This is a genomic window from Acidovorax sp. KNOB132 (assembly GCF_057541515.1).
Map to the genome: position 1 here is coordinate 20,289 of NZ_BAAJYT010000019.1, position 24,176 is coordinate 44,464.

A 24,176-nucleotide genomic window follows, 5' to 3' on the forward strand; every position below is an offset into this window, starting at 1 on the left:
AATTTGATAGCTGTATGCCGGCGTCTTTATTGCGCCGAGGCGATGATTTGCAAAAAGTCCTGGGCCTTGAGCGACGCCCCACCCACCAGACCGCCGTCAATATCAGGCTGGGCCAGCAGCTGGGCGGCATTTGCCGCGTTCATGCTTCCGCCGTACAGCAAACGGATGCGATCCGCCTGAGGGCTTGCCGCCGCCAATTGGGCGCGAAGCACCGCATGGACCTCCTGCGCCTGCTCGGGCGTGGCGGTGCGGCCCGTACCGATCGCCCAAACGGGCTCATAAGCGACGACGATCTCGCTGATGCAGTGCCCGTTCGCGTGCACCACGGCCGCTAACTGGCGCTTGACGACGGCCTGCGTATGCCCCGCCTCACGCTCTGCCAGCGTTTCTCCGACGCAGACGATGGGTGTGATGCCCGCCGCCAGCGCACGCTGCGCCTTGGCCGCGACCACCTCGTCTGTTTCTCCGTGGTACTGGCGCCGCTCGGAATGCCCCACCAACACGTAGCGCACCCCGAACTCCAGCAGCATGGCGGCAGAGGCCTCCCCAGTGTAGGCGCCGGACTCGTGCGCCGACACATCCTGCGCGGCGACTGCAACAGCGGAGCCGTCGGCCAGGGCCTGCACTTGCGCCAGGTAAGGCGCAGGCACCGCCACCGCCACTTCGCAGCCGGGTTGCCCCATGCCTTCGCGCAACGCGTTCACCAAAGCCTGATTGGAAGCCAGGCTGCCATTCATCTTCCAGTTCCCGGCAATCAATTTCTTTTTCATGCGGTCCACGTCAAAACAATTTTCCCTGCATGCTGGCTGGACTCCATCAGCGCGTGCGCCTTGGAAGCCTCCGCCGCGGCAAACGTGCTGTGCACGATCGGGCGAACCTTGCGGGATGCCAGCAGCGGCCACACCTGCTCGCGCAGGGCACGGGCAATCGCGCCTTTGAACGCCACGGACCGAGGCCGCAGCGTGGAGCCGGTGACGGTGAGACGGCGGCGAAGCACGAGACCCGCGTTCAACTCGGCCTTGATGCCTCCCTGAACGGCAATGATCACCAGGCGCCCATCCTCGGCGAGACACTCGATCTCGCGGGCGACGTAATCGCCTGCGACCATGTCCAGCACCACATCCACCCCCTTGCCACCAGTGATGCGCTGCACCTCTGCGACGAAGTCCTGGGTCTTGTAGTTGATGGCGTGATGTGCACCGATTTCCAGGCAGGCCGCGCATTTTTCATCGCTGCCGGCCGTGACGATGACCGCGGCGCCGAATGCACGCCCCAATTGAATGGCCGTCACACCGATGCCGCTGCTTCCACCCTGCACCAACAGCGTTTCACCGGATTGCAGGCGGCCGCGGTCGAACACGTTGCTCCATACGGTGAAAAGCGTTTCCGGCAGCGAGGCCGCCTCGACGTCGGTGAAACCGTCCGGCACGGGCAAACATTGTTCAACGGGTGCTACGCAGTACTCGGCGTAACCACCGCCAGCGACCAGCGCGCAGACGCGATCCCCCACCTTGAGGCCGACCTTGTCCATCGCAGCCCGATCGCCCCGCTCGATCACCCCTGCCACCTCGAGCCCCGGCAAATCCGACGCACCCGGCGGCGGGGCGTAGTGCCCCTTGCGCTGCAGAACGTCGGGCCGGTTAATGCCGCTGGCCGCGACCCGAATGAGCAACTCCCCCCGGGTTGGCTCGGGCACCGGACGCTCTGCCAGACGCAGAACCTCGGGGCCGCCCGGGCTTTCGATTTCCACCACACGCATAGCCATCACCTTGCTACAAAAGTCGAGATGAATACCGCGCCGGCGCAGACAAAGCCCGCGCCGGCAGCGCTCATTTCAATCGTGCTGGGACTCAGGCGTCCATCTGACCCGACGACTCGCCGGAAGCCAGGGACTGTTGCTGTTGCTGCTGATCGGCACCTTCGCGGCGCTCACGGCGCTCGCCACGGTCCGAGCGCTCCCCCCGCTCTGCAGGTGCAGGACGGCCGCCGCTGTCGCCCATGGGGCGATCAGCCAAAGCCTTCATCGACAGCTTGACGCGGCCCTTCTCGTCCGTCTCCAGCACCTTGACCTTGACGATCTGGCCCTCGGTCAGATAGTCGGTCACCTTCTCGACACGCTCGTGAGCGATCTGGCTGATGTGCAACAGACCGTCCTTGCCGGGCAGCAAGTTGATCAATGCGCCGAAGTCCAGGATCTTGACGATGGGGCCTTCGTAGATCTTGCCGATCTCGACTTCCGCCGTGATCTGCTCGATGCGGCGCTTGGCCTCGTCTGCCTTGGCACTGTCGGTGGACGCGATCGTGATGGTGCCGTCTTCGTCGATGTTGATCTGCGTGCCGGTTTCTTCCGTCAGGGCACGGATCACCGCACCGCCCTTGCCGATCACGTCACGGATCTTCTCAGGGTTGATCTTCATCGTGAACAGCTTCGGTGCGAAGTTGCTGACCTCGGTCTTGGCCTCGCCCATGGCTTCCTGCATCTTGCCCAGGATGTGCAGGCGCGCTTCCTTGGCCTGGGCCAGCGCGACCTGCATGATTTCCTTGGTGATGCCCTGGATCTTGATGTCCATCTGCAGCGCAGTGATGCCACCCGTGGTGCCAGCCACCTTGAAGTCCATGTCGCCCAAATGATCCTCATCGCCCAGGATGTCGGTCAGCACGGCAAAACGGTTGTCTTCCTTGATCAGACCCATGGCGATACCCGCCACGTGCGCCTTCATCGGCACGCCGGCATCCATCAGCGACAGGCAGCCGCCGCACACCGAAGCCATCGAAGAGGAGCCATTCGACTCAGTGATCTCAGACACGACACGCATCGTGTAGGGAAACTCTTCCTTGGTCGGCAGCACCGCCACCAGCGCGCGCTTGGCCAGACGGCCGTGGCCGATTTCGCGGCGCTTGGTCGAACCCATGCGGCCCACTTCGCCCGTGGCGAAGGGAGGCATGTTGTAGTGCATCATGAAACGGTCTTCGTACTCGCCTGCCAGTGCGTCAATGCGCTGGGCGTCCCGCTCGGTGCCCAGCGTGGAAACCACCAGCGCCTGGGTTTCACCGCGCGTGAACAGGGCGGACCCGTGGGTGCGGGGAAGCACGCCATTGCGGATTTCGATGGGGCGGACCGTGCGGGTATCACGGCCGTCGATGCGGGGCTCGCCCGCCAGAATCTGGCTGCGAACGATCTTGGCTTCGATGTCAAACAACAAGCCTTCGACCTTGACCGCGTCAAACTCGGCGCCCTCTGACTTCAAAGCCGACAGCACCGAAGCCGTCGCTTCGCGCAAGGCCTGCGTGCGAGCCTGTTTGCTGCGGATCTGATAAGCCGCGCGCAGCTTTTCTTCCGCCAGGGCGTTGACCTTGCCGATGAAGGACTCATCCTTGGCTGGCGGCTGCCAGTCCCAGACGGCCTTGCCAGCATCGCGCACCAGTTCGTGGATCGCGTTGATCGCGATATTGCCTTGTTCATGGCCAAACACCACGGCGCCCAGCATGATCTCTTCGGACAACTGCTGCGCTTCCGATTCGACCATCAGCACGGCAGCTTCGGTGCCGGCCACCACGAGGTCCATCTGGGAATTCTTGCGGGCCGTCTGGCCGGGGTTCAGCACATATTCGCCATTGATGTAGCCCACGCGAGCCGCACCGATCGGGCCGTTGAACGGGATGCCGGAGATGGAAAGCGCAGCGCTCACGGCGATCATGGCGGCGATGTCCGCATCCACTTCAGGGTTCAGCGACACCGTATGGATGACCACGTGCACTTCGTTGAAGAAGCCTTCGGGGAACAGAGGGCGGATCGGGCGGTCGATCAGGCGGCTCGTGAGCGTTTCATGCTCGCTGGGCTTGGCTTCGCGCTTGAAGAAGCTGCCAGGGATCTTGCCGGCAGCGTACGTCTTCTCGATGTAATCCACCGTCAAGGGGAAAAAGTCCTGCCCAGGCTTGGCGGTTTTGGAGCCCACCACCGTGGCCAGAACGACGGTGTCATCGATGTTGACCAGCACGGCGCCGGAAGCCTGGCGGGCGATTTCGCCCGTTTCCATGACGACGGTCTTGTCGCCCCATTGGAAGGACTTGGTGACTTTGTTGAAAATGCTCATGTTTGCTCCATTTTTAATCGCTGGCTACACAGAACCAGCCTGCAAAGGAGTGCAATTCAGAACACGATGCCATTCCAGTGGCCCTGCCCTTTTCCTCGATGGAACAAGGCCATTGGAATGACACAGCTTCGCTCTGTTTTGCGGCTCCGAAGTAAAAAAACGCCTGAGCTAGCGTGCTAACCCAGGCGTTTCGGCATGCGAATGCGCTTACTTGCGCAGACCCAGCTTGGCGATCAATGCCGTGTAACGCTCAGCATCCTTCGCCTTCAGGTAGTCCAGCAGCTTGCGGCGGCGGCTCACCATGCGCAGCAGACCACGGCGACCGTGGTGATCCTTGGCATGGGTCTTGAAGTGAGGGGTCAGTTCGTTGATGCGGGCCGTCAGAAGCGCCACTTGAACTTCCGGGCTACCGGTATCGTTGGCAGCACGGGCGTTGGCCTTGACGACTTCGGCCTTGATAGAGGATGCGATCATTGGTTTTCCTTGAATTGCGGGGCCGGAGATTGCAGCGCGTGGCTGCCCTGCCCCTGTCTTACTTGCGCAAGCGGCTGGAATGGCCACAAGCGTGCGTCTTGCACCATGCAAAACTCTGCGATTATACCCCGAGCCATGTTTTGAGCCGTTGCACCCCTTGCACCAACCGCTCAGGATCGCGGGAAGCGAAGCACCAACGCAACCATCCTTGCGCCTCCAGACCGAACGCGTTGCCCGGTGCCAACCCCAAACCGGCTTCCCGCACCAACTGCTTGGCCAAATCCAGAGAGTCGCCCTGGCCGGGCAGCCGAAAGAACGCATACATACCGCCACGCGGACTGGCGACCTCAATGCCCGGCAGCGCCTGCAGCAAGGGAACCAACGCATCCCTGCACACCTGAAGATGAGAGACGACACGGGGCGTGATTTCTGACGCATGCTGCAAAGCCGCAATGCCCGCCTGCTGGGTGAAGACACTCGTGCATGAGGTATTGAACTCGATGAGTTTGCCCATGTGATGAGTCATTTCCGCCGGCATGACCAGCCAGCCCAGACGCCAGCCAGTCATGAGGAAGCTTTTGGAAAAGCTCTGCACCACGACCAATCGGTCCTCAGCCTCTGCCAGATCCAGAAAGCTGGGCGCGCACACCGAGTTGGACGGATCGTCGTAATAGAGCCGCTCGTACACCTCGTCGGCCAGTATCCACGTGCCCGTCGTACGGCAGTGCTGAATGATTTGACGCTGCTCGTCGCGCGTGAGCGTCCAGCCCGTGGGATTGTTGGGTGCATTCACGATCACCAACCGCGTGGAGGGAGTGATGGCAGCCAGCAGCGCATCCATGTCCAACACCCATGCGCCCCCCGGCTGGGGACGCAACGGAATGCATCTCAGCCGGGCGCCCATGATCTGGGGCTGCGCCGTCAGGTTGGGCCACACCGGCGTCACCGCCACCACCTCGTCACCAGGATCGAGCAACGCTTGCATGGACAGCATCAGCCCGCTCACCCCGCCGGAGGTCACGGCCACCCGGTCTGCAGCGATCGGCCCATGCAATGCGCTCGTGTACGAGGCGATCGCGCTGCGCAGCTCGGGCAGCCCCAGGTTATGAGAGTAGAAGGTTTCTCCCCGCCCAAGAGACTCCATGGCCGCCCGCCGCACAGGCTCAGGGGTGACCTCATCGCTTTCGCCAAACCAGAAAGCGAGCACATCGCTGCGGCCCATTCCCGCGTTGGCCACTTCACGGATTTTGGATTCTTCAAGGTGGATGACGGTAGCGCGCATCGAAACTTCCAGAGCAAAAGATCAGCGGGCATCGTAGCGGCTTCCACCATGCTCTTGCGCCACAATATCCTGAAATCAAAATCCCAGGGAGGAACCCATGCCCACTCGAACCGCCAAACACCTTGCAGGATTTGCCTTCCTGCTTTGCGCCGGAGTCTCACTCGGCATGAATACGCTTGCGGCCCATGCAGCGACAACGACCGATGCCTCGAATTCAGCGCAGGACAACAAAAGAAAGAATACGGTCAAGTTGAAAACGACCACTCCACGAAGCACCTCCGAAGAGTCGACTGCCGAACGCGATCGCAGGCTGTACAGAGAATGCAAAGGGCGACCGAACGCCGGAGCGTGTCTTGGATATGCCAAGCCATGAGCCTTCAAAAAGCCAAAGCGAAAATCGGGTCTTAAAAATCAGCGTGGCCGGACAGCCGCGCGACCACGCGCAGGTCCGGGCCGACCATCTCGACCGATTGGAATGCCATGTCGGTTCCGTCGGATAGCTTGGACAATGCCACCCGGTGCGCAATGCCCAATCCAGGCCCCAACAATTTGGGGGCCAGATAAAGCAGCACATCGTCCACCAACCCCGCTTGCAGTAGCGCGCCATTCAACTGGCTGCCCGCTTCCACATGCACTTCATTCATTTGCAGGCGACCCAGATCCAACATCAGGGCAGCCAGGTCGATGTGCCCTTCCGCATTGGGCAAATGCAGCACGGTGACACCGCGCGAGGCGAGTAACGCCTCCTTTTCAGGGTTTTGGATGGCCGTGTAAATAAAAACCCGGCGCTCGGCTTTGAAAATGGCCGCGTGCAATGGCACCCTCAACTGACTGTCCAACAAAATCAGGTCAGGTTGGCGAGGAGTCTCGACCTCCCGGACATCCAGCCGTGGATCATCCGCCAGAACGGTGCCGATGCCAGTCAACACCGCACACGCCCGCGCACGCCAGGCATGGCCATCGGAGCGCGCCAAGGGCGACGTGATCCATTGGCTTTCACCTCCATGCAAGGCCGTCAAGCCATCCAGAGAGGCAGCTGCCTTCATGCGAACCCAGGGGCGTCGGCGGATCATGCGGCTGAAAAAGCCCAGGTTTAACTCGCGGGATGCTTGCGATTCAAGGCCCACGTCTACTTCCACGCCACGCTCGCGCAATCTGCTCACCCCTTGCCCCGCCACCATGGGATTGGGATCGGTGATAGAGGCAAACACCTTGCTCAATCCCGCGTCAGCCAAAGCATCGCAGCACGGACCGGTTCTCCCATGATGCGAACAGGGCTCCAAAGTGACATAGGCAGTGGCCCCTTCTACCGACAACCCACGCCCATGGGCATCGCGCAGCGCCATGATTTCAGCGTGCGCCTGACCTGCCGGCTGTGTAGATCCTTCGCCCAGCACCGTGCCAGAAGCATTGACGATCACGCAGCCGACTCGTGGATTGGGCGAGGTTCGAAAGAGGCCTTGCTGCGCCAGCTCCAATGCCCTCCTCATGAAATTTGACTCTGCTGACTTGTTCATACGGCCTGAGAAAACTCCAGTCTTGGATGCCACGGTTGGCGGGCAGCCGCCCATTCTGCCGCCAAACGGTCAGCCTTATGGAGCCAACGGCACAGGAGGGGCGGGCGAACTGAAGGAGACCTCCGTAACATTCGCACATGACATTCTCTGCCCTGTTACCACCGTCCAGGCTGGCCGCCAAAACCCTTTCCTGTCCACGACCTATCAGGCAATCCCGGGGCTTCACCTTGGTTGAAGTCTTGGTCGCGATCATGGTGCTGTCTTTCGGCATGCTGGGCTTGGTTGGCATGCAGGCTTTCGCCCTTCAATCCAATAGAGAGGCTCGACTGCAAGCACAAGCAGCGATGTTGGCAAGAGAGTTGGCGGAGATGATGCGGGGCAATAAAGAAATCGGTGTAAAGACAACAACTGCCGATAACCCGTATCTTGTTTCACTGTCGAGCGGGTCCATGGTGCCAGCCACTCCATCGTATTGCTTGAGCGTGGGCAATGCTTCCACGGGTTGCACATCAGCGACTGATATTGCCAATGCCGAGATGACGGATTGGCTCGCCCGGGTAGACAACACCCTGCCAGGAGCTCGCGTAGTTATCTGTTTTGACAGTGCCCCGTACAACAGCAATGGAATACCCCAGTGGGCCTGTACCTCATCAGGAGCCACTGCGAATGAGATCGCCGTGATAAAAATTGGATGGACTCGCAATTCCACTGATAGAAGTAAAACTGGAAACGACGTATTGGAGCAGGCCAGTAGCTCAGGAAGCGTTCCCTACATTATTTTCCCAGTCACTAGTGGCAACGCCAGTTCAATATGAAAAAAAACAACTACACGCCACATTATTTGGCAACCAAGGGGCAGCAAAGGGGCTTAACCCTTATCGAACTGATGGTGGCAATGGTCATCAGCTTACTGATTGTGCTGGTCGCAGTAGCAGCATTGGTCGTTTCGAGGCAGGGCTTCAGCAGCGTGGATGCAGCGTCACAACTTCGAGACAACAGCAGATTTGCCGTCGATCTGATTCAACGCTTGGGCGTACAGGCGGGATATAAGGATGTGAGAGACGCGGCCACTCCAGTACCCAATAGTACTGCTGGCATTGAATCGAATCCACCGCCAAACATCTACGGTATCAATAACCAAAAACGCAGTGAAACTGACGCATGGGATGAAAGCTCAAATTGGGGCTCAGGCGTAGGTGCAGGCAGTGATATTCTGGTGTTGAGAAATCAAACCAGCCAACTGGTGCCGACAGCCACGACTTCCGATCAAACCATGATTGATTGCATGGGGGTGGCACCGTCAACGGTACCCGTTGATCGATATGATCGCATATTGAGCATATTGCACGTTGGTATCGGACAAGACGGCGATCCGTCTCTCATGTGCACCCATATTGGTTCAACCGGTTCTCTGGAAGCGGAGCCCCTGATCAGGGGCGTGGAAAACTTTCAGGTGCTTTACGGGGTTGATGGTATCGGCCCGAACAACGCCACTTTACCGGCAAGTGCAGCAAGTTCACCAGAAAATGGGCCTGAGCGTTATTTAAGGGCCGACCAGATCACCAACACGTCAAATGCGGCCGTCAGCTATTCCAATTGGCGACGCGTCAGGAGCCTGCGCATCGGCATGGTTATCAGAGGCCCCAGCGGCTCGGCTATTGACAAGAGCTCTCAAACCCTCTATCCGCTGGGCATTGCCAAAGGTTCCAATTCTGGCGCGATAGGCAGCGGCCTGGCAGACGCCACCAATGATCCAGGCACCGTTTTCACGTCATCCGATGGAAGATTGCGACAAACCGTTACATTCACGGTACACCTGCGCAACTATCAACAAGACAATTAGCATGCTGAAATTCCAAGATTTATCTGTGAAATTCGCAGTTTTACCCCGGGCTTCAAAAGAACAAGGAGCGTCATTAATTGTAGTGATGCTGTTGCTGGTGATTGTTTCCATATTGGGAATATCAGGAGTGCAGATTTCGATGATGGCGGAGCGCGGCACCCGAAATGACCGAGATACTCAAATTGCTTGGCAATCCACCGAAGCTGCATTGATGGATGCGGAATTTGACATCTTGGGACAACCTGCGAGCTCTTCCACCAAGAGAAATAGCATCTTCAAACGAGGCAGTACAGATATTGCGCAGTTTGTTCAGGACTGCGGTACATCTGGCAACACGATTGGGTTATGTGCCCTCAATGCCACGGGTAAGCCGGCTTGGTTGGCCGTGGACTTCACGAATACATCAAACAGTGCGCCTACCACTGTATTCGGAACCTATACAGGACGGACATTTCCATCTGGAAATGCAGGAATTCAGCCCGCTCAACCTCCGCGCTATGTGATAGAGCCAATTCCCGATCCCTCCATGTCTCGCACAAAAGATCCAAAAGACGTCAAGTATATTTACAGAATCACTGCCATGGGCTTTGGTCCGAATGCGGATACTCAAACAGTATCGCAAGTAATTTTCAGAAATTAAAGAGGACTATATGAACAACTCTGATACCTCCAGGACTGCGGCAGCAATAAAAATAATTGCAGGCTGCAAAGAGAGCATTCAAAAATCGTCTTCTACGAAGTGGATTGCATTGGCAGCCGTGCCAATCATGGCAACCATTTCATTTGTTGCATTCAGCGCGGGCACTGCGCCCTCCATACCTGCAATCAATATTTCCGCAGATCCACTCTACGCAGCAGCGGCAGTGGACAAGCCCACTTTGGCTCTGGCTTTATCCGTTGAATATCCCACAGTAGGCTCACAATACCCCTCAGGAGGCGCCACAGACAATACTTATTCTAATTTAAATGAGTATTTGGGATATTATGACGCGGAAAGTTGCTATGTATATAACGATTCTCCATCGGAAACACCTGCAAGCGGCTTGACAACGGCAGACTACAAGCGTTTCGATCGCAGCGGTGCTGCAACCGCACGGAAGTGCACCAATGCCTTCAGCGGCAATTTTTTGAACTGGGCCAGCAGTTCAGCCATTGATATGCTCCGCTTGGCATTGTCAGGCGGTGATCGATACATTGATACAGCCACTACCAACTCTTCCCTGACCATACTTCAACGGGCAGTCATTCCTAATGGTGACCCGGTCTGCATGTGGAATACCAGCAATTTTCCGGCCAAACAACTGCAAAAAAATGGTGGAAGTGCAGGGACTTATTGGGGAGCTGTCCCTACAGCAATGATCACAGCTGCCAATGGAAACGATATATGGGTAGCCAATACCCTGAATAGAATCTATTTTGGCACTTCCAATACCGGAAACTGTTCGACAGGCCCGGCATCATATAAATTGGGCGCGCCAACCACTAATTCATCCGTGGGACCGGTCAGCGATGCATCAACAGATCGACCCGGCGGTACAACTCAATGCGCCACTGAAAATAATACCTGCAGTTTTACAGGAACGAAAGAGGTTTGGTATGGAGTCAAAGTCAATGGTGTGAATTACTGGAAGGTGGCTCCCGCATCGAATGGCGTGGCTTGTACCAATGACATCTTTGGCGACCCGAAGAGCGGCACTGCTAAACAGTGTTACTACCGAAACTACAGCGGATCGTGGACACCGCCTGTGAACGCAAACTTGAATAGCGATGGCTTTTTCTATGCACGCGTTCAAGTCTGCGATACCACCTCTGGCGTTTTGCAAGACGTGCGTGCTGCATACAATTTGTGCAGGCAGTACCCCAATGGCAATTACAAGCCAACCGGTGTTATTCAGAAATACAGTGATCAGATGCGATTGGCTGCCTTTGGTTATCTTATGGACCAGACGGCAAGCTATAACAACGGCCGCTATGGCGGGGTGCTTCGAGCACCGATGAAATATGTCGGCAGCAAAACTTTCAGCACCACGGGACAGGACAACACCCCCAGCGGCGGGAATCCCAATGCAGAATGGAATGCCAACAACGGAGTATTCCTATCCAATCCCGACAACAATACCAGTCAAACGCCGAACATTAGCGGCGTCATCAACTATCTGAACAAATTTGGCAGAACCGGACCTGTACCTGGTCGCTACAAAATGTATGACCCTGTCGGTGAACTCCATTACGAGACGATCAGATACCTGCAAGGCTTGCAGCCAAGCACCGCTGCGACGAGCAATATTTCATCTGATATGTATGATGGTTATCCGGCTTACTCGACCTGGACCGACCCATATGACAACAGAAGCAATGCATCGGATTATTCTTGCTTGAAAAGCAACGTGGTTGTCATTGGAGACGTGAACACCCATGACGGAAACAGACTGCCAACGCCTGATTTGGCAAATAATATTCCAAACATTAATGCATGGCGTAGTACGGTTCAAGCTTTTGAGCGAAATCAAGCAACGACCTATCAAGATGGTCAAAATGTGACCCGAACCACTGGCAATCCCAATGGGGCCAACGGTAGCGTGCCGAGTGGTACCCAAACCAGCCAGATCATGGGGTCGGCATATTGGTCTCACACGCACGACATTCGTGGAACCGATTGGACCGCAGCCCCTGCAAAACAGCGTCCAGGACTCCGAGTCAAAACGTTCCTTTTCGACGTCAATGAGTACGGGGACCAAAACAACGTCTCAACACGCCGTTTTGCCAATCAGTTTTTCATGGCCTCCAAGTATGGCGGCTTCGAATCGGATCCCAGCAACGCTGCAGCCAGGCCGTATAACACCTATGGCAATCCTTTCAAGCGCCAAGACGGCACCAATGACAACAATGTCTGGCAAAAGCAAAATGATCCTGGCGAGGCTGGCACCTACTACCTTCAAAGTAGTGCACGTGGCGTCCTTTCAGCCTTTGACGATATTTTCAGCAGGGCGTCGACCCAAGCCAGAAGCATCGCAGGCAGTTCAGCCTCTACCACGACCATCAGCAGCACGTCGGGAAGCGTCGTGTATTCTGCCAAGTTTGATACGAGTAACTGGAGCGGAGACGTTGTCGCCGAACCTCTGACAGCCTCCGGCACCAGCCTCAACGTGGGTTCTCAGAACTGGAGCGCAGCAGACCGTTTGTCGGTGATGGCTTCGCCCGCTGCCAATCGCAAGATTTTTGTGGGAAATACCGCCGGAAATGCGAATCCAGTGGCGGCGTCATTTACTTGGGCAACGATTGAAAGCGCCTTGCAAGGCTATCTCAATAAAGCAGAACCTACCGCATCTTCAGATGGGCAAGGTTCAGCGCGTGTCAGCTTTTTGAGGGGAGACCGAACCAAGGAAGGCAATCCTTTCCGGGTGCGCAGTTCGTTGCTCGGAGACATCGTCAACTCCAGCGTTGTGTATTCAGGTGCACCTACCGCGGCCTATTCCGGTGCCGGGTATGCTGCCTTCCGGAGTAGCTATAACAATCGCACGCCAGCTGTTTTTGTTGGAGCAAATGACGGCATGCTGCATTCATTCAACGCGGGTACTGGCGACGAATTGTTTGCCTATATTCCCAGCTGGATGGGCCCCAAACTCTCAGCACTGACAAACACGAGCTATGTGACTAACCATCAAAGCTATGTCGATGCGCCACCAGTTGTGGGAGAGGCGCAAGTGGCATTCAATGGCACGGCATCCGATTGGAAAACTGTCCTGGTCTCGGGAACAGGCGGAGGAGGTTCCGGGGTTTTTGCATTGGATGTGTCTGACCCGTCCAATTTTGCTGCCTCCAACGTGATGTGGGAATTCAAGCGTTCCGACGATGCAGATATGGGCCAGGTAATCGGGAAACCGCAGATTCTAAAGCTGAAAACCAGCGGGAGCGCCAGCACCAGCACCTATCGTTGGTTTGCAGTCGTGGCAAGCGGTGCGAACAATTACGTGCCCGATGTCAATGGGGTATTTAGTACGACCGGACAGCCCGCCCTTTTCCTGCTGGCATTGGACAAGCAGCCTGGAACCTCGTGGACCTTGGGAACCAATTATTTCAAGATATCCTTGCCCATCGATAGCACGCTGAGCTCCACCAAAGCGACGGGGCTTGCCAATTTTCAGCCGCTCTGGGGCAGTGCTGGCGAGGTCACGCAGATCTACATGGGAGACTTTCATGGCAACCTCTGGAAACTTGATTTTTCAAAAAATCTGCCTACCAGCGATTGGAATATGAATAAATTGACGGCATTCAACAAAGGCACTGCAGGGTCGCCTGTGCCCTACCCCTTGTATATTGCCAAAGATTCGAGCAATACCATCCAACCGATTACTGCAGCACCAGCCATATTCTCGGGACCAACAGTATCCGGCTTGGAAACTTTTTATGTCACCTTCGGCACAGGAAAATATCTGGAGACGACAGACAACACGTCGACTGCAACCAACAGTTTCTATGCCGTTTACGACAATGGTCTTACGGCTGCAGACAGTTCCCCTGCGGCGGCAAGTGTCATCAGCGGACGGGCGCGGCTGAAACAAGGCGCCATCAATACCGGCACAAGGGTCATCACGGTGGGTGCATTCAAATGGGGCCGGGCCATGTCGGATACCGATGCAACACAACGTTCTGGGTGGTATTTTGATATGCCGGTTTCTGGAGAAAAATTGGTCAGTGCCATTGGTGACCAAGGCAGCCTTTATGCCACCTTTAATACGATCATTCCTGGCGCCACTGGTGCTACCGGAACTTGCACCAACACGCCCGGAACCAGCAATGCCTATGTGGTCAACATTGGCGATGGCTCAGGGAAATACAACCTTTCGACCGTGGGTCTGTTGGGACCGAGCATGTTCTTCGTGAATGAATCCGAAACGCCGCCCACTCCACTGGACAGCACCGGTCGGGGATGGAGAACCACGACGTTGAGGAGCACAACGATCGGGCAATCCGGCGCCAGCACAAGCACGCAGGTCGTCAGCATCACCGAGGCCGTGGGTCGTCTAAGCTGGCGCCAGATCAACAACTACCAAGACATGAAAAACAAGTGAGTCAAGCTATGAACGCGCAAGCAAACCGGGGGTTCACCCTGATAGAACTCATGATCGTGGTGGCAGTGATTGGCATTCTGGCAGCAGTTGCTTATCCTGCTTACAACGACTCCATTCTGAAAGGCCGGCGAGCGCAAGGGCGGGCCGCCTTGGCAGAGCTTCTTCAGCAGCAGGAGCGATACATGACACAAAATAATTGCTACTTGGCATTCAGCAACAGCAGCGGGACTGTTGCTGCCTTAGCCCCCTCTCCATCCACTGCCTGCGGGGGTGTCACGGCCTCCACGGTTCCCTTTAAAACATTTTCTGGCGATGGAGGCTTGTCTGCGGCGGCTTACCTCCTGTCTGCCAGTACATGCCCTGCAACTGGCACCGGGACGTTGCCCATTTCACAATGCGTGAGAGTGATCGCGACTCCAGTAAAGTCAGATCCTGTCGTCGGCAATCTGGAATTAATGAGCAATGGCACAAAAAAAATGCAGCGGCAATACAAGCAATCCCAGGCTTTGCTGGCCATGAGTAAAACATCAAAATCGCAGAATGGCTTTACCCTGATTGAACTGGTAATAACAATGGCCATTGCTGCAATACTGCTTTTGGTGGCCGTGCCAGGGTTCCAGGCCTTTCAGCGGAATTCTCAGCTATCTTCGCTTGCCAACTCTCTTCTGGTAGCCATCAATACTGCAAAAGCAGAGGCAATGAAGCAAAATGCCAGTGCCTATGTCATTCCAGCCAGTGGTGCCGATTGGGGTACTGGTTGGATCGTTTTCGTTGATAAGGATCGCAGCCAGACCTATAGCGAAAGCGGGGATGGAACTGTCATGAAGCAAGAGGCCCCAGCAAGTTATTTCACCATATCGGGAAACGGTACGGCCACTGGCGCCGATCCTTATTTAACATTTGACAGTTCCGGATTTTCTCGAAAAAAAGATGGAAGTTATCCAGAAAATCTCACCTTGACCATCAAGCGGAATGATGTATCGACGGCCACTCAAAATGAAGAGATGCGAAGAATCATTATTTCAAAGACAGGCAGAGCACGATCTTGCAAACCATCGACCGACTCAAGCTGTACCGCAACGGCTTCGAACTGACCAACTAACCATCCAGCCCACAGCACCGGCACATCCATAAAAACCTCACGAGTGAGACATCCCAGTTTGTATATTTCGCGCGGTATTTCAGCACTCGTCGCATTGCTCTTCATTTCAGGTTGTGCCGGTCTGCCAGATAGAGTCGACCGTCCTGTCTCACGAGCAGAGTTACCTGCCAGCAATACAGTCTTGTCCAAGGTGCTGGAGGATCGCCGCCGCGCTGACCAAGCACGCCACGACTCCGGTTTTCTCCTGCTCAGCGGCCCCCAGGAAGCCTATGGCAGCCGCCTCGCCCTGGTGGAGAACGCACAGAAAACACTGGACCTGCAGTACTACGCCATCCATGCGGATGCCAGCAGCGAGCGGTTGCTGCGCGGCATTGCAGCGGCGGCACGGCGCGGGGTACGTGTTCGCATTCTCCTGGACGACTTTCACAGCACGGGGCGCAATGCCTTGGTCATGGGCATGGCGTTCCAGCCCAATGTGGAAATGCGGATGTTCAACCCGGTCGCTGGGCCGCGTGGTTCGATGCTGGGGCGCTTGTGGGGCTCTGTCACCGATTTTTCCCGGGTGCAGCAACGCATGCACAACAAGCTGTTCATCGCGGACAACGTGATGGGCGTAACGGGCGGGCGCAATCTGGGCGATGCCTATTTCGGCAATGCCGATTCGGGCAATTTCGTGGATCTGGACGTGCTCGCCGTGGGCCCCATCGTCCAGGATCTGTCTCGCAGCTTCGACAGCTACTGGAACAACCAGCGCGCCTACCCCGTGCAGTCGCTCATCACCCAGCAGGAACTGGCAAGGTTGCGCGAACAGACCTCGAAGGCGCCAGCGTCCGAACAGCAGCGACAGGGTGATGGTGACAACAGCAACGCCCCCCCTTCAGGGACGCGCACTGCGGCCTCCGACCGGCGGGACGGGCCCAAGCCGCCGGACGGCGAGCCCCGCCCATCCAGCGATGGACCCACGCAGGCGCAACGTGAGCGCGTCTGGAACGAACAAGCCATGGACCTCGGTGCGGCAGCCTTCGTCTGGGCGCCGGCCGCCATGCTGGCGGACCAACCCGCGAAGATTCCCGCCGAAGGCGAGCGCGGCATTCCCGTAGGCGACATGAAGCCAGGGGCAGCCGTCGAGGTGAGCGCATCCGGTTCCCATTCCGACAACAACGCGCCCTCACCCACGACACCGCGGACGCAGGCGCTCCAAGCCTCTGCAGAACATGCAGCGCAAGGAGAAACCGTGGTGGACGGCCTTCTGCAGTTGCTGGCCCAGGCACGGCAGGACCTGCTCATCATTTCGCCTTATTTCGTGCCCGGCGAGGACATGAAGAAGGCGTTTGCCGATGCCGTGGCACGGGGAGTCCGAGTGCGGGTGCTCACCAATTCGCTGGCGTCCAACGATGCGCCGGTTGCCCATGTGGGCTACGCGCGGCACCGCGATGAATTGCTGGCCATGGGCGTGCAGCTGTATGAACTGCGCAGCGAGCAGGCAGGCCTCAAGTCGACGTTCGGTTCATCGGGGGCCGCCGCCACGGGCGAGTCCCGGTCGATGCTGCATTCCAAGGTGCTGGTGCTGGACGGCCGGCTGCTGGTGGTGGGTTCGATGAACCTGGATCTGCGCTCCCAGTTGCAGAACACCGAGATTGCCCTGCTGATCCAAAGCCGGGCCCTCTCCCGCATGGCGTCAGAGCAGATCGAAACCGCCATGCGCGAAGGCGCCTGGCGACTGGAGAAGACCGAACAGGGATTGGTTTGGCGAGCCCCCCAGGGCAGCGGCCTCGAAGACGCCACGACGGACCCCGATACCGGTCTGGGACTGCGTTTGCTGCTGAAGCTCCTGGGGCCATTGGCACCGGATCACCTTTTGTAGCGCGAAACAGGCGGCCTGCTTCGCGGGCCCATGTCCTCAGGTGCGACCTGACGGAACCGTCTGGTCCGCACTCAGCCGAGGCAGGGCCGCCCTACCCTCAGGGCAAGTTGGTTTCAAGCCGGATCGGGCATCGGCTGCCGGTGCAACCATTGCGTGATGTCTTGTTGATCCGTCATGGTGCGCACCTGTTGGTACGCCGCCTCCCCTTCCGGAAACCGCCGGCGCAGCAGATTGAGCCATTGCTTGAGCCGGCCCGCGCGCTGGCGGGGCTCCAGGTCTTCGCAAACCAGACGCCAGAAATCGGACAGATGCGGCTGCAGCGCCGACCAAGGCAATGCAGGCACGTCGGCGTCACCAGCGTCCGCCGAGCGGATCGCAAGGGCCAGGCCGGGATCGGCCACCATGCCCCGCCCGAGCATCAGGGCGCTGCATCCCGACACCTCGCGGCAGCGCTGCGCATCGGCCACGGTCCAGATCTCGCCATTGGCCACCACCGGGATGGAGACGGCATCGCGCACAGCGGGGATCTGCTCCCAATAGGCCGGCGGCCGGTAGCCGTCGGCTTTGGTCCGCGCATGCACCACCAATTCGCACGCGCCGCCGGCCTGCATGGCCTGTGCGCATTCGCGGGCCAGGGAGGCATCGTGGTAGCCCAGCCGCATCTTGGCGGACACCGGCAGGTGCGGCGGCACGGCGCGGCGCACCGCCTCGACCACGGCAGCGATGCGCTCCGGCTCCTTGAGCAGTGCCGCACCGCCCCCATGGCGGTTGACCACGTTGGCCGGGCAGCCAAAGTTCAGATCGATCCCCTCGGGTCCCAGTGCCGCCAGGCGCGCCGCGTTCTCGGCCATGCTGACGGGATCGGAGCCCAGCAACTGCGCCCGCACCGGCACGCCCGCCAGCGTCCTGCCGCCATGGCGCAGTTCCGGGAGGTAGCGAAGAAACACCTTGTCGGGCAGCAAGGTGCCGGTGATGCGAATGAACTCCGACACACAGCGGTCCACCCCACCCACGCGGGTGAGCACGTCGCGCAGCACGAAGTCGAGTAGCCCTTCCATGGGCGCGAGCAGCAAGGTCATGGCAGCGTGAATGGGCCTTTGCGCCACCGGCGCCGAGCGCCCATGGCCGTGAATCCGGAATTTCCGATGAAGGTAACGACAAGGAAAAGGACTGCCTGCAGCCCCACGAACGGCCCGGCGCCCGGAAAAACAAAAAGGGCCCGAAGGGCCCTGGCGAGCAGCCGACCGATGGCCGAAGCCACCGAAGCACGCTATTTTAGAAAGTCCCCTTTGGCAGGTCGATGCTCTTGCCGTTGAGCTTGACCTGGCCGGCTTCCATTTTCACCACGCTGGTGAGATTGTCGCCCTCCTGCCGCAGGAACCCGGCCGCCTGGGCCATGCCGATCATGGCGTCCATGTCTTCGCTCTTCATGTCTTTCTTGCCCGCGGCCTCGGCGATGGGCGCAATCCACGCCTTGGGCAAACGCGCGCTGGCATTCAGCATCGAGCCCTTGATCAACGCGGCCTTCCAGCCCGTCTGCGCAACCTCTTCGGCCGAGGGAGCGCGCTGCACTTCGCCACCGTATTCGATCTGCCCCTGCTGGCCTTGGTAGGTGGCCATGAGTTTCATCGAGTAAGCCGGAAGGGCTGCCACCAGGCGGGGAGCGCTCTCTTCCAGCAAAGCCAGAATGCGCTCTTCCGTTTGGGAGGCCGCGCTCGCCAGGCCCTGTGTGCGGTAGGCCTCGATCAGTGCCTGCTGAAAGCGCTTGATCGTTTCCAGGTCGATGCGCTGGAACTTTTCTTCGAAGCCCACCGATTCGAAATTCAGCGGGCCCATGCTGCCCTTGCCGTTGAGCGCAGTAGCGATGCTGATCGTGGCGCCATTGCTTTCGATCGTGGACGACCCGGCCACTTCTTTCAGAGAGAACAGGGACGTTGCCGCGCCGCCTGCGGCCGGGGTGCTGCTGGCGTCCATCTCCGCGAGCCGCACCGTGCCGGTGCCGGGCCCGAAAAGCCACATGCCTTCAATCACCTCGTTTTCAAACGTGCCGTCCATGCCCTTCATGGCCATGGTGATGCGGGCCGCCGGCCTGGCCTCTTCGTCTTCCTCGTCCGGGGTACCGCCGGGCACTCCAACCATCGCGAATTCGGGCCACTGGAAGCTGCCTTTGACGTGCTTGCGGTCCCCGCTGAGGGTCATGTCGGTGACCATGGCTTGCCAACGCAACGTCATCTCCTCGTTGCCGACTTCACCCGCGGGCAACTGGAAATGGAGGTCGTGCAGGCCCGTCAGGTGGTGCACGGTGGTCAGGGTGGGAGCGGTCACCTTGGCCAGGTCCTTGGTGGCCTGCGCGTCCAGCCCATCCAGCGCAAAGCGCGAATCCACCACGGCGGCCGCCAGGCGGCGGCCCGCCAACGGGCCATGGTGCACGGTGCTGTTCACGGCCAGGCGCAACGGCGGCGATGGCGGCACATTGGCCTCCACCTGCTCGGCCGTGCGGGGCGGGGTCCACTGCAGCACCAGCTTGGCCTGCGATGAGAAGAAGCCCTTGTGGTATTCCTCGGAAACGATGGCCTCCGGGCCCAGGGCCTGGCGCAGATCGACCAGCGCCTCCTGGTAGCTCGACTGGGCCCGTTGGCCCAGATACCAGGTCGCGCCACCATAGGCCACGACAGCCAGCGCCACGGCGGCGCCTGCAATTGTTTTCTTGTTCATTGGGTGTTCCGTCAGCATGCTTCTCCCCCCTGGGCGAAGCCCGCGAGAATACCACCGGCCTTCGCGGCAAGTTCCGCACCCGGCATCAGAACCGTGGGCATTGGCCGCACGCAGCCGCGTGGCCCTGCTGGCGTCATCGCCACGTCACGGGAGTGCGGTGCAATCAGGCTCCCGCCTGATCTTTGCCCCTTCCATGCTGCTCCTGAGAACCGACAAGGCCCGCCTGGAACTGTCCCCCGGCGTGCGAACACTGAGCCTGCGAGAACGCTCCCTGCTGCTGCTGGCCGATGGCCGGCCGATGAAGGACCTGCAGGCCATGTACAACGGCATCGGCGCCCAGATCGTCGAGCAACTGATGCGCCAGGGTTACCTGGCCAGCCCCAACACAACGCCCGCGCCTTCCACTGCGCCGGCCGCCACGAACGAAGCCCCGGCACCGTCGAACGCCCTGCGTTCGCTGGCCGGCGCCCGCATGTACCTGTTCGACATTTGCGAGCGCATGTTCGCGCGGCGCAATGCCGACCTGGCCCGCAATTTCCATGAAGCGCTGCGCGGTGCGCGCGACCGGGACAGCATGCTGGACGTGAGCGAGGCGCTGCTGGATGAAATCACCTTGCTGGCCGGCCCCGAACGCGCTGCCGCCGTGCGCGAGCGCATGGAGCAACTGCTGCCGGTGTGAAAAGGAAACCGGTGGCGCTTGGCGCAGTGCCTACAGCGCAGCCAGCCGCCAGAGCGAGGTGCGCTCGGCCGAACGTGCGGCATGCAGCGGATCGGTAGCGTCCGCGGCTTTGGGATGGCGGGGCTGCACCTCGTGCCGATCGACCACCCGCAGGCCTGCGCCGGCCACCCATTCGAGCAGTTGGTCACGCGAGCGCAAGCCCAGGTGCTCCGCCAGATCGGACAGGATCAGCCATCCTTCGCCGGCTGGCGCCAGGTGCGCCTTGAGGCCCGACAGAAAGCCGCGCAGCATGCGGCTGTCTTCATCATAGACCGCATGCTCGATGGACGAACTGGCACGCCCCGGCAGCCAGGGCGGGTTGCACACCACCAGCGGCGCCTGGCCCTCGGGAAAGAGATCGGCCTGCACCACCTCGACCTGGGCCGACAGGCCCAGCCGATGGATGTTGTCGCGGGCGCAGGCCAAAGCGCGGGGGTCCTGGTCGGTGGCCACGACGCGGTGCACGCCGCGCCGGGCCAGCACCGCCGCGAGCACGCCCGTTCCGGTGCCGATGTCGAAGGCCAGATCCCTGGCCGGTAGCGGCGCCTGGGCCACCAGGTCCACATACTCCCCGCGCACGGGCGAGAACACGCCGTAGTGCGGATGGATGCGGCGCGGGGCCTGGGGCGTGCCCAGGGCGGGAATCTCCACACCCTTCTTTCGCCACTCGTGTGCCCCGACCAGCCCCAGCATTTCGCGCAGCGACACCACGCAGGCGGTGCCGTCGGCCGGCCCCCAGGCCTCGGCGAATGCCTCTCGCCAATCGGGCGCACGGCGCAACGCGATGGTGCGGTCCCCCTCCACGGGCACGAGCAGCATGCCCAGCGTGCGCGCACGTTGCGCCTGGGCCTGCCGGTGCAGATGGAAGGCCTGCGCAGGGATCGTGCTCTCGGCTGCAGAGCCACCGGCGTGGGCCTTGCGACCGCCCTTGGCCCCTTTGGCCTTGGGCTTCTTGTCCGCGCGGCGCATGAGCGCCTGGAGCAGGTGCCGCGCGTTCTGGAAATCGCCGTGCCACAACAGGCCCGTGCCCTCGCACGCCAGCCGATAGGCGGTGTCGGCCGCGAGCGTGTCGTCGGCCAGCACCACGCGCCGGGGCGCCGCAGCGTTGCTCTCGCTGCGCCAGGGCGCTGAGCGCTCCTCGCCGTGCTCGGTCCAGTGGATCATGAAGGGTGTGCGAAAAGGAAAGTCAGGGGAGGCGGCGGATCAGTTCAAGGGGCGCTTGAGGCGCACTTCCTCGATCTTCACACCGCCGACGACAGCGGTCTTGGCCGTGGACATTTCGCGCTTGAAGCCGGCCAGTTCATGGAAGCGCAGCGCGCGTTCGTTGCGCAGCGGCACCCAGGCGGTGACGTTGGTGCAGCCCTCTTCCTGCAGGCCGTCGCGTGCGGCGTCCCAAAGGGCCACGCCCACGCCCTGGCTCCAGTGGGTGGGGGCGGCGTAGATGGCCCAGATTTCACCGGTGGTGGGGCGCGATTTTTCATCGCGCGAGCGGTCGAAGCCGACGAAGCCGACGATCTTGTCGCCGTCCACGGCCACCTGGACCTGGGGCTCGCAGTACTCGATGGCCTCGCGCCAGTAGGCTTGGCGCTTCTCGACCGAAGAGAGGGATTTCAATTGGTCGTCAGGCAACAAGCCACGGTATACCTCGGCTGCGGAGACGGTATGGATCTGTGCAATGGCTTTGGCATCGCGAAGCGTGGCGGGACGGACCTGGATACTGGACATGGAAAAAACGGGACGAAAACAGGGGATGAAAAAACGAAAGGAGCGGCATTGTCGCCGCAAATGGTTTTTCCACTCCAGCCCCCGGCTGTCCCGGGCCCTGTGCGAGGGCCCCGCGGCGGCTAAAGCCAGCGGCGCAGCAGGCCCATGACGCGGTCGAAACGCGCGCCATACGGCGGGTAGAGCGCCGAGCCCATGGACCAGCGCGATTGCACCAGCACCGACTTCTGGTGGCAAAAGCGCAGAAAGCCCGCCTCGCCGTGGTAGGCGCCCCAGCCACTGTCGCCGACCCCGCCGAACGGCAGGTTGTCGTGCGTGATGTGCATGAGCGTGTCGTTCACCGTGACGCCGCCGCTCACCGTGCGGCGCAGCACATCGTCGCGCACGGCTTCGTTGCGGCCGAACCAGTACAGCGCCAGCGGCCGCGGCCCGGCGTTGATGTGCGCGATGGCGTCGTCCAGCCGCTCGTAGCCCAGCACGGGCAGCACGGGGCCGAAGATCTCTTCCTGCATCACCTGCATGTTCAGGCTGGCGTTGAAGACCAGCACCGGCGGCATCTGCCGCCCCACCCCGTCTCCGATGCCCTGCGCGGGCGGTGGCGGGGAGCCGGGCACGGGTTCGAGCACCTGCACGTCGGCGCCTTGCGTCTGCGCCTGCTGCAGCATGGTGCGCAGGCGAGCCAGCTGCCGGGGGTTGATGACGGAGGCGTAGTCGGGGTTGCCCTCGAAATACGGAAAGAGCCGTGCCACGGCGGCGCGGTAGGCCTCGCCGAACGCGGCTTCGCGCCCGCGCGGCAGCAGCACATAGTCCGGGGCGATGCAGGTCTGGCCCGCGTTCAGCAGCTTGCCGTGCGCGATCTTGAGCGCGGCGTCCTGCAGGTCGCAGTCCGCATCGAGGATGCACGGGGACTTGCCCCCGAGCTCCAGCGTAGTGGGTGTCAGGTGCACGGCGGCGGCCTGCGCCACCTTGCGCCCCACCGCCGTGGAGCCGGTGAACACGAGGTGATCGAACGGCAGCGAGGCGACCAGCGCCGCCACCGCGGCATCGCCCTGCACCACGCAGAACTCGTCGGGCGAAAAGAACTGCGAGACCAGCGAGGCCAGTTGCGCAGAGGTGTGGGGCGTGAGTTCGCTGGGCTTGAGCATCACCCGGTTGCCTGCAGCGAGGGCGCCGATGGCCGGCGCCAGCGCCAGCTGCACGGGATAGTTCCATGGTGCGATCACGCCCACCACGCCGAGCGGCTGCCGCTGCACCCAGGCATGCGCCGGCTGCAGGAACATCGGGGTGAAGACCTTGCGGGGCTTGGCCCAGCGGGCCAGGTGCCGCAGCGTGTGCGACAGCTGCGCGCGCAGCACGAACAGATCGGCCACCTCGGTCAGGCGCGGCGATCGCATGCCGAAATCGGCCTGCACCGCCGCCGCGAGCACCGGGCCATGTTCGTCCAGCATCTTGCGCACCCGCAGCAGGCGTTCTCGGCGCACCAGCAGGGGCACGTCGGCATGGTCCCGGCTGGCACGCCGCTGGATTTCGAACTGGTGGCGGATATCGGCAGGGGTCATTGCACGCATCATAGGCAGCGCCCTTGCAACCGCCTGTAAATCCAGGTCTCCAAGTGCCTCATTCAGAAAAATAAGCGGGGAAACGCTTGCCCGATGGCCGCTGGCCCAGGCCGAGCCGGGCGCGGTGCGATCCCGGGCGCGGCCCGGCACCGGTGTCCCAGCACAGAGGCAGGCGAGCGGGCCACCGCTCTGCCGCGCCGCCGGCTCAGGACAC

At 60.3% G+C, this 24,176-nt stretch carries 19 protein-coding genes; 8 read left to right on the plus strand and 11 right to left on the minus strand.

The window, feature by feature from the left end; translation table 11 throughout:
* Window positions 1-26 precede the first annotated feature (26 nt).
* The 5 genes from tpiA to AC27IO_RS05365 all read right to left on the minus strand — a co-directional run bounded on the left by tpiA (window position 27) and on the right by AC27IO_RS05365 (window position 5,850).
* Window positions 27-770: a triose-phosphate isomerase gene (tpiA, locus tag AC27IO_RS05345; RefSeq protein ID WP_498737696.1), complete on the minus strand. Its 744-nt coding sequence runs from the start codon at window positions 768-770 to the stop codon at window positions 27-29.
* The gene (locus AC27IO_RS05350; RefSeq protein WP_498737698.1) at window positions 767-1,759 is read right to left on the minus strand and encodes an NAD(P)H-quinone oxidoreductase; all 993 of its coding nucleotides are present in this window, start codon (window positions 1,757-1,759) and stop codon (window positions 767-769) included. Before AC27IO_RS05350 ends, tpiA begins: the two co-directional genes overlap by 4 nt.
* A gap of 91 nt (window positions 1,760-1,850) precedes the next feature.
* Window positions 1,851-4,094, minus strand: a complete 2,244-nt coding sequence (gene pnp / locus AC27IO_RS05355; protein WP_498737700.1) for a polyribonucleotide nucleotidyltransferase — start codon at window positions 4,092-4,094, stop codon at window positions 1,851-1,853.
* Window positions 4,095-4,301: 207 nt separating this feature from the next.
* Window positions 4,302-4,568, minus strand: coding sequence for a 30S ribosomal protein S15 (gene rpsO / locus AC27IO_RS05360; RefSeq protein WP_007849123.1), 267 nt, complete (start codon window positions 4,566-4,568; stop codon window positions 4,302-4,304).
* 121 nt (window positions 4,569-4,689) lie between these two features.
* On the minus strand, window positions 4,690-5,850 hold the full coding sequence (locus AC27IO_RS05365; RefSeq protein ID WP_498737702.1) for a pyridoxal phosphate-dependent aminotransferase: 1,161 nt from the start codon (window positions 5,848-5,850) through the stop codon (window positions 4,690-4,692).
* Between the two features lie 97 nt (window positions 5,851-5,947).
* Between AC27IO_RS05365 and AC27IO_RS05370 the strand changes: the two genes are divergently transcribed.
* The gene (locus AC27IO_RS05370) at window positions 5,948-6,223 is read left to right on the plus strand and encodes a hypothetical protein (RefSeq protein ID WP_284405983.1); all 276 of its coding nucleotides are present in this window, start codon (window positions 5,948-5,950) and stop codon (window positions 6,221-6,223) included.
* 31 nt (window positions 6,224-6,254) lie between these two features.
* On the opposite strand, the gene ribD is transcribed toward AC27IO_RS05370, so the two are convergent.
* On the minus strand, window positions 6,255-7,367 hold the full coding sequence (gene ribD / locus AC27IO_RS05375) for a bifunctional diaminohydroxyphosphoribosylaminopyrimidine deaminase/5-amino-6-(5-phosphoribosylamino)uracil reductase RibD (RefSeq protein ID WP_498737704.1): 1,113 nt from the start codon (window positions 7,365-7,367) through the stop codon (window positions 6,255-6,257).
* Window positions 7,368-7,504: 137 nt separating this feature from the next.
* Here ribD and pilV point away from each other — a divergent pair, with 137 nt between their 5' ends.
* From pilV to AC27IO_RS05405, 6 genes are all read left to right on the plus strand, one after another.
* The gene (gene pilV / locus AC27IO_RS05380) at window positions 7,505-8,182 is read left to right on the plus strand and encodes a type IV pilus modification protein PilV (RefSeq protein ID WP_284430095.1); all 678 of its coding nucleotides are present in this window, start codon (window positions 7,505-7,507) and stop codon (window positions 8,180-8,182) included.
* On the plus strand, window positions 8,179-9,210 hold the full coding sequence (locus tag AC27IO_RS05385; protein WP_498737707.1) for a PilW family protein: 1,032 nt from the start codon (window positions 8,179-8,181) through the stop codon (window positions 9,208-9,210). The genes pilV and AC27IO_RS05385 overlap by 4 nt, the downstream gene beginning before the upstream one ends.
* A gap of 1 nt (window position 9,211) precedes the next feature.
* Window positions 9,212-9,850 (plus strand): pilus assembly PilX family protein, encoded by a 639-nt coding sequence (locus tag AC27IO_RS05390; RefSeq protein ID WP_284405979.1) that lies wholly within the window; start codon window positions 9,212-9,214, stop codon window positions 9,848-9,850.
* Window positions 9,851-9,860: 10 nt separating this feature from the next.
* A complete protein-coding gene (locus AC27IO_RS05395) occupies window positions 9,861-14,282 on the plus strand; it encodes a pilus assembly protein (RefSeq protein ID WP_498737709.1) in 4,422 nt (1,473 codons plus the stop codon).
* Between the two features lie 50 nt (window positions 14,283-14,332).
* Window positions 14,333-15,376, plus strand: a complete 1,044-nt coding sequence (locus AC27IO_RS05400) for a GspH/FimT family pseudopilin (protein WP_498737711.1) — start codon at window positions 14,333-14,335, stop codon at window positions 15,374-15,376.
* A 66-nt stretch (window positions 15,377-15,442) separates the two neighbouring features.
* Complete coding sequence (locus AC27IO_RS05405; RefSeq protein ID WP_498737717.1) at window positions 15,443-17,248, plus strand: phospholipase D family protein; 1,806 nt, start codon at window positions 15,443-15,445, stop codon at window positions 17,246-17,248.
* A gap of 113 nt (window positions 17,249-17,361) precedes the next feature.
* Here AC27IO_RS05405 and AC27IO_RS05410 read toward each other — a convergent pair whose 3' ends face one another.
* Together AC27IO_RS05410 and AC27IO_RS05415 are read right to left on the minus strand one after the other, a co-directional pair.
* Window positions 17,362-18,327, minus strand: coding sequence for a tRNA dihydrouridine synthase (locus tag AC27IO_RS05410; protein WP_284430090.1), 966 nt, complete (start codon window positions 18,325-18,327; stop codon window positions 17,362-17,364).
* A 196-nt stretch (window positions 18,328-18,523) separates the two neighbouring features.
* Window positions 18,524-19,963, minus strand: coding sequence for a YdgA family protein (locus AC27IO_RS05415; RefSeq protein ID WP_498737713.1), 1,440 nt, complete (start codon window positions 19,961-19,963; stop codon window positions 18,524-18,526).
* Window positions 19,964-20,156: 193 nt separating this feature from the next.
* Between AC27IO_RS05415 and AC27IO_RS05420 the strand changes: the two genes are divergently transcribed.
* Window positions 20,157-20,642, plus strand: coding sequence for a hypothetical protein (locus AC27IO_RS05420; protein WP_284430088.1), 486 nt, complete (start codon window positions 20,157-20,159; stop codon window positions 20,640-20,642).
* 30 nt (window positions 20,643-20,672) lie between these two features.
* Here AC27IO_RS05420 and AC27IO_RS05425 read toward each other — a convergent pair whose 3' ends face one another.
* From AC27IO_RS05425 to AC27IO_RS05435, 3 genes are all read right to left on the minus strand, one after another.
* Window positions 20,673-21,845, minus strand: a complete 1,173-nt coding sequence (locus tag AC27IO_RS05425) for a methyltransferase (protein WP_487088077.1) — start codon at window positions 21,843-21,845, stop codon at window positions 20,673-20,675.
* A 39-nt stretch (window positions 21,846-21,884) separates the two neighbouring features.
* Window positions 21,885-22,406, minus strand: coding sequence for a GNAT family N-acetyltransferase (locus AC27IO_RS05430; RefSeq protein ID WP_092744242.1), 522 nt, complete (start codon window positions 22,404-22,406; stop codon window positions 21,885-21,887).
* Between the two features lie 119 nt (window positions 22,407-22,525).
* Window positions 22,526-23,962, minus strand: coding sequence for a coniferyl aldehyde dehydrogenase (locus AC27IO_RS05435; protein WP_284395718.1), 1,437 nt, complete (start codon window positions 23,960-23,962; stop codon window positions 22,526-22,528).
* Window positions 23,963-24,176 lie beyond the last annotated feature (214 nt).

Bases quoted from the DNA above. Each gene is read 5' to 3' on its own strand.
- tpiA (WP_498737696.1), bottom strand. From the start codon at position 770: ATGAAAAAGAAATTGATTGCCGGGAACTGGAAGATGAATGGCAGCCTG.
- AC27IO_RS05350 (WP_498737698.1), bottom strand. From the start codon at position 1,759: ATGCGTGTGGTGGAAATCGAAAGCCCGGGCGGCCCCGAGGTTCTGCGT.
- pnp (WP_498737700.1), bottom strand. From the start codon at position 4,094: ATGAGCATTTTCAACAAAGTCACCAAGTCCTTCCAATGGGGCGACAAG.
- rpsO (WP_007849123.1), bottom strand. From the start codon at position 4,568: ATGATCGCATCCTCTATCAAGGCCGAAGTCGTCAAGGCCAACGCCCGT.
- AC27IO_RS05365 (WP_498737702.1), bottom strand. From the start codon at position 5,850: ATGCGCGCTACCGTCATCCACCTTGAAGAATCCAAAATCCGTGAAGTG.
- AC27IO_RS05370 (WP_284405983.1), top strand. From the start codon at position 5,948: ATGCCCACTCGAACCGCCAAACACCTTGCAGGATTTGCCTTCCTGCTT.
- ribD (WP_498737704.1), bottom strand. From the start codon at position 7,367: ATGAACAAGTCAGCAGAGTCAAATTTCATGAGGAGGGCATTGGAGCTG.
- pilV (WP_284430095.1), top strand. From the start codon at position 7,505: ATGACATTCTCTGCCCTGTTACCACCGTCCAGGCTGGCCGCCAAAACC.
- AC27IO_RS05385 (WP_498737707.1), top strand. From the start codon at position 8,179: ATGAAAAAAAACAACTACACGCCACATTATTTGGCAACCAAGGGGCAG.
- AC27IO_RS05390 (WP_284405979.1), top strand. From the start codon at position 9,212: ATGCTGAAATTCCAAGATTTATCTGTGAAATTCGCAGTTTTACCCCGG.
- AC27IO_RS05395 (WP_498737709.1), top strand. From the start codon at position 9,861: ATGAACAACTCTGATACCTCCAGGACTGCGGCAGCAATAAAAATAATT.
- AC27IO_RS05400 (WP_498737711.1), top strand. From the start codon at position 14,333: ATGATCGTGGTGGCAGTGATTGGCATTCTGGCAGCAGTTGCTTATCCT.
- AC27IO_RS05410 (WP_284430090.1), bottom strand. From the start codon at position 18,327: ATGACCTTGCTGCTCGCGCCCATGGAAGGGCTACTCGACTTCGTGCTG.
- AC27IO_RS05415 (WP_498737713.1), bottom strand. From the start codon at position 19,963: ATGAACAAGAAAACAATTGCAGGCGCCGCCGTGGCGCTGGCTGTCGTG.
- AC27IO_RS05420 (WP_284430088.1), top strand. From the start codon at position 20,157: ATGCTGCTCCTGAGAACCGACAAGGCCCGCCTGGAACTGTCCCCCGGC.
- AC27IO_RS05425 (WP_487088077.1), bottom strand. From the start codon at position 21,845: ATGATCCACTGGACCGAGCACGGCGAGGAGCGCTCAGCGCCCTGGCGC.
- AC27IO_RS05430 (WP_092744242.1), bottom strand. From the start codon at position 22,406: ATGTCCAGTATCCAGGTCCGTCCCGCCACGCTTCGCGATGCCAAAGCC.
- AC27IO_RS05435 (WP_284395718.1), bottom strand. From the start codon at position 23,962: ATGACCCCTGCCGATATCCGCCACCAGTTCGAAATCCAGCGGCGTGCC.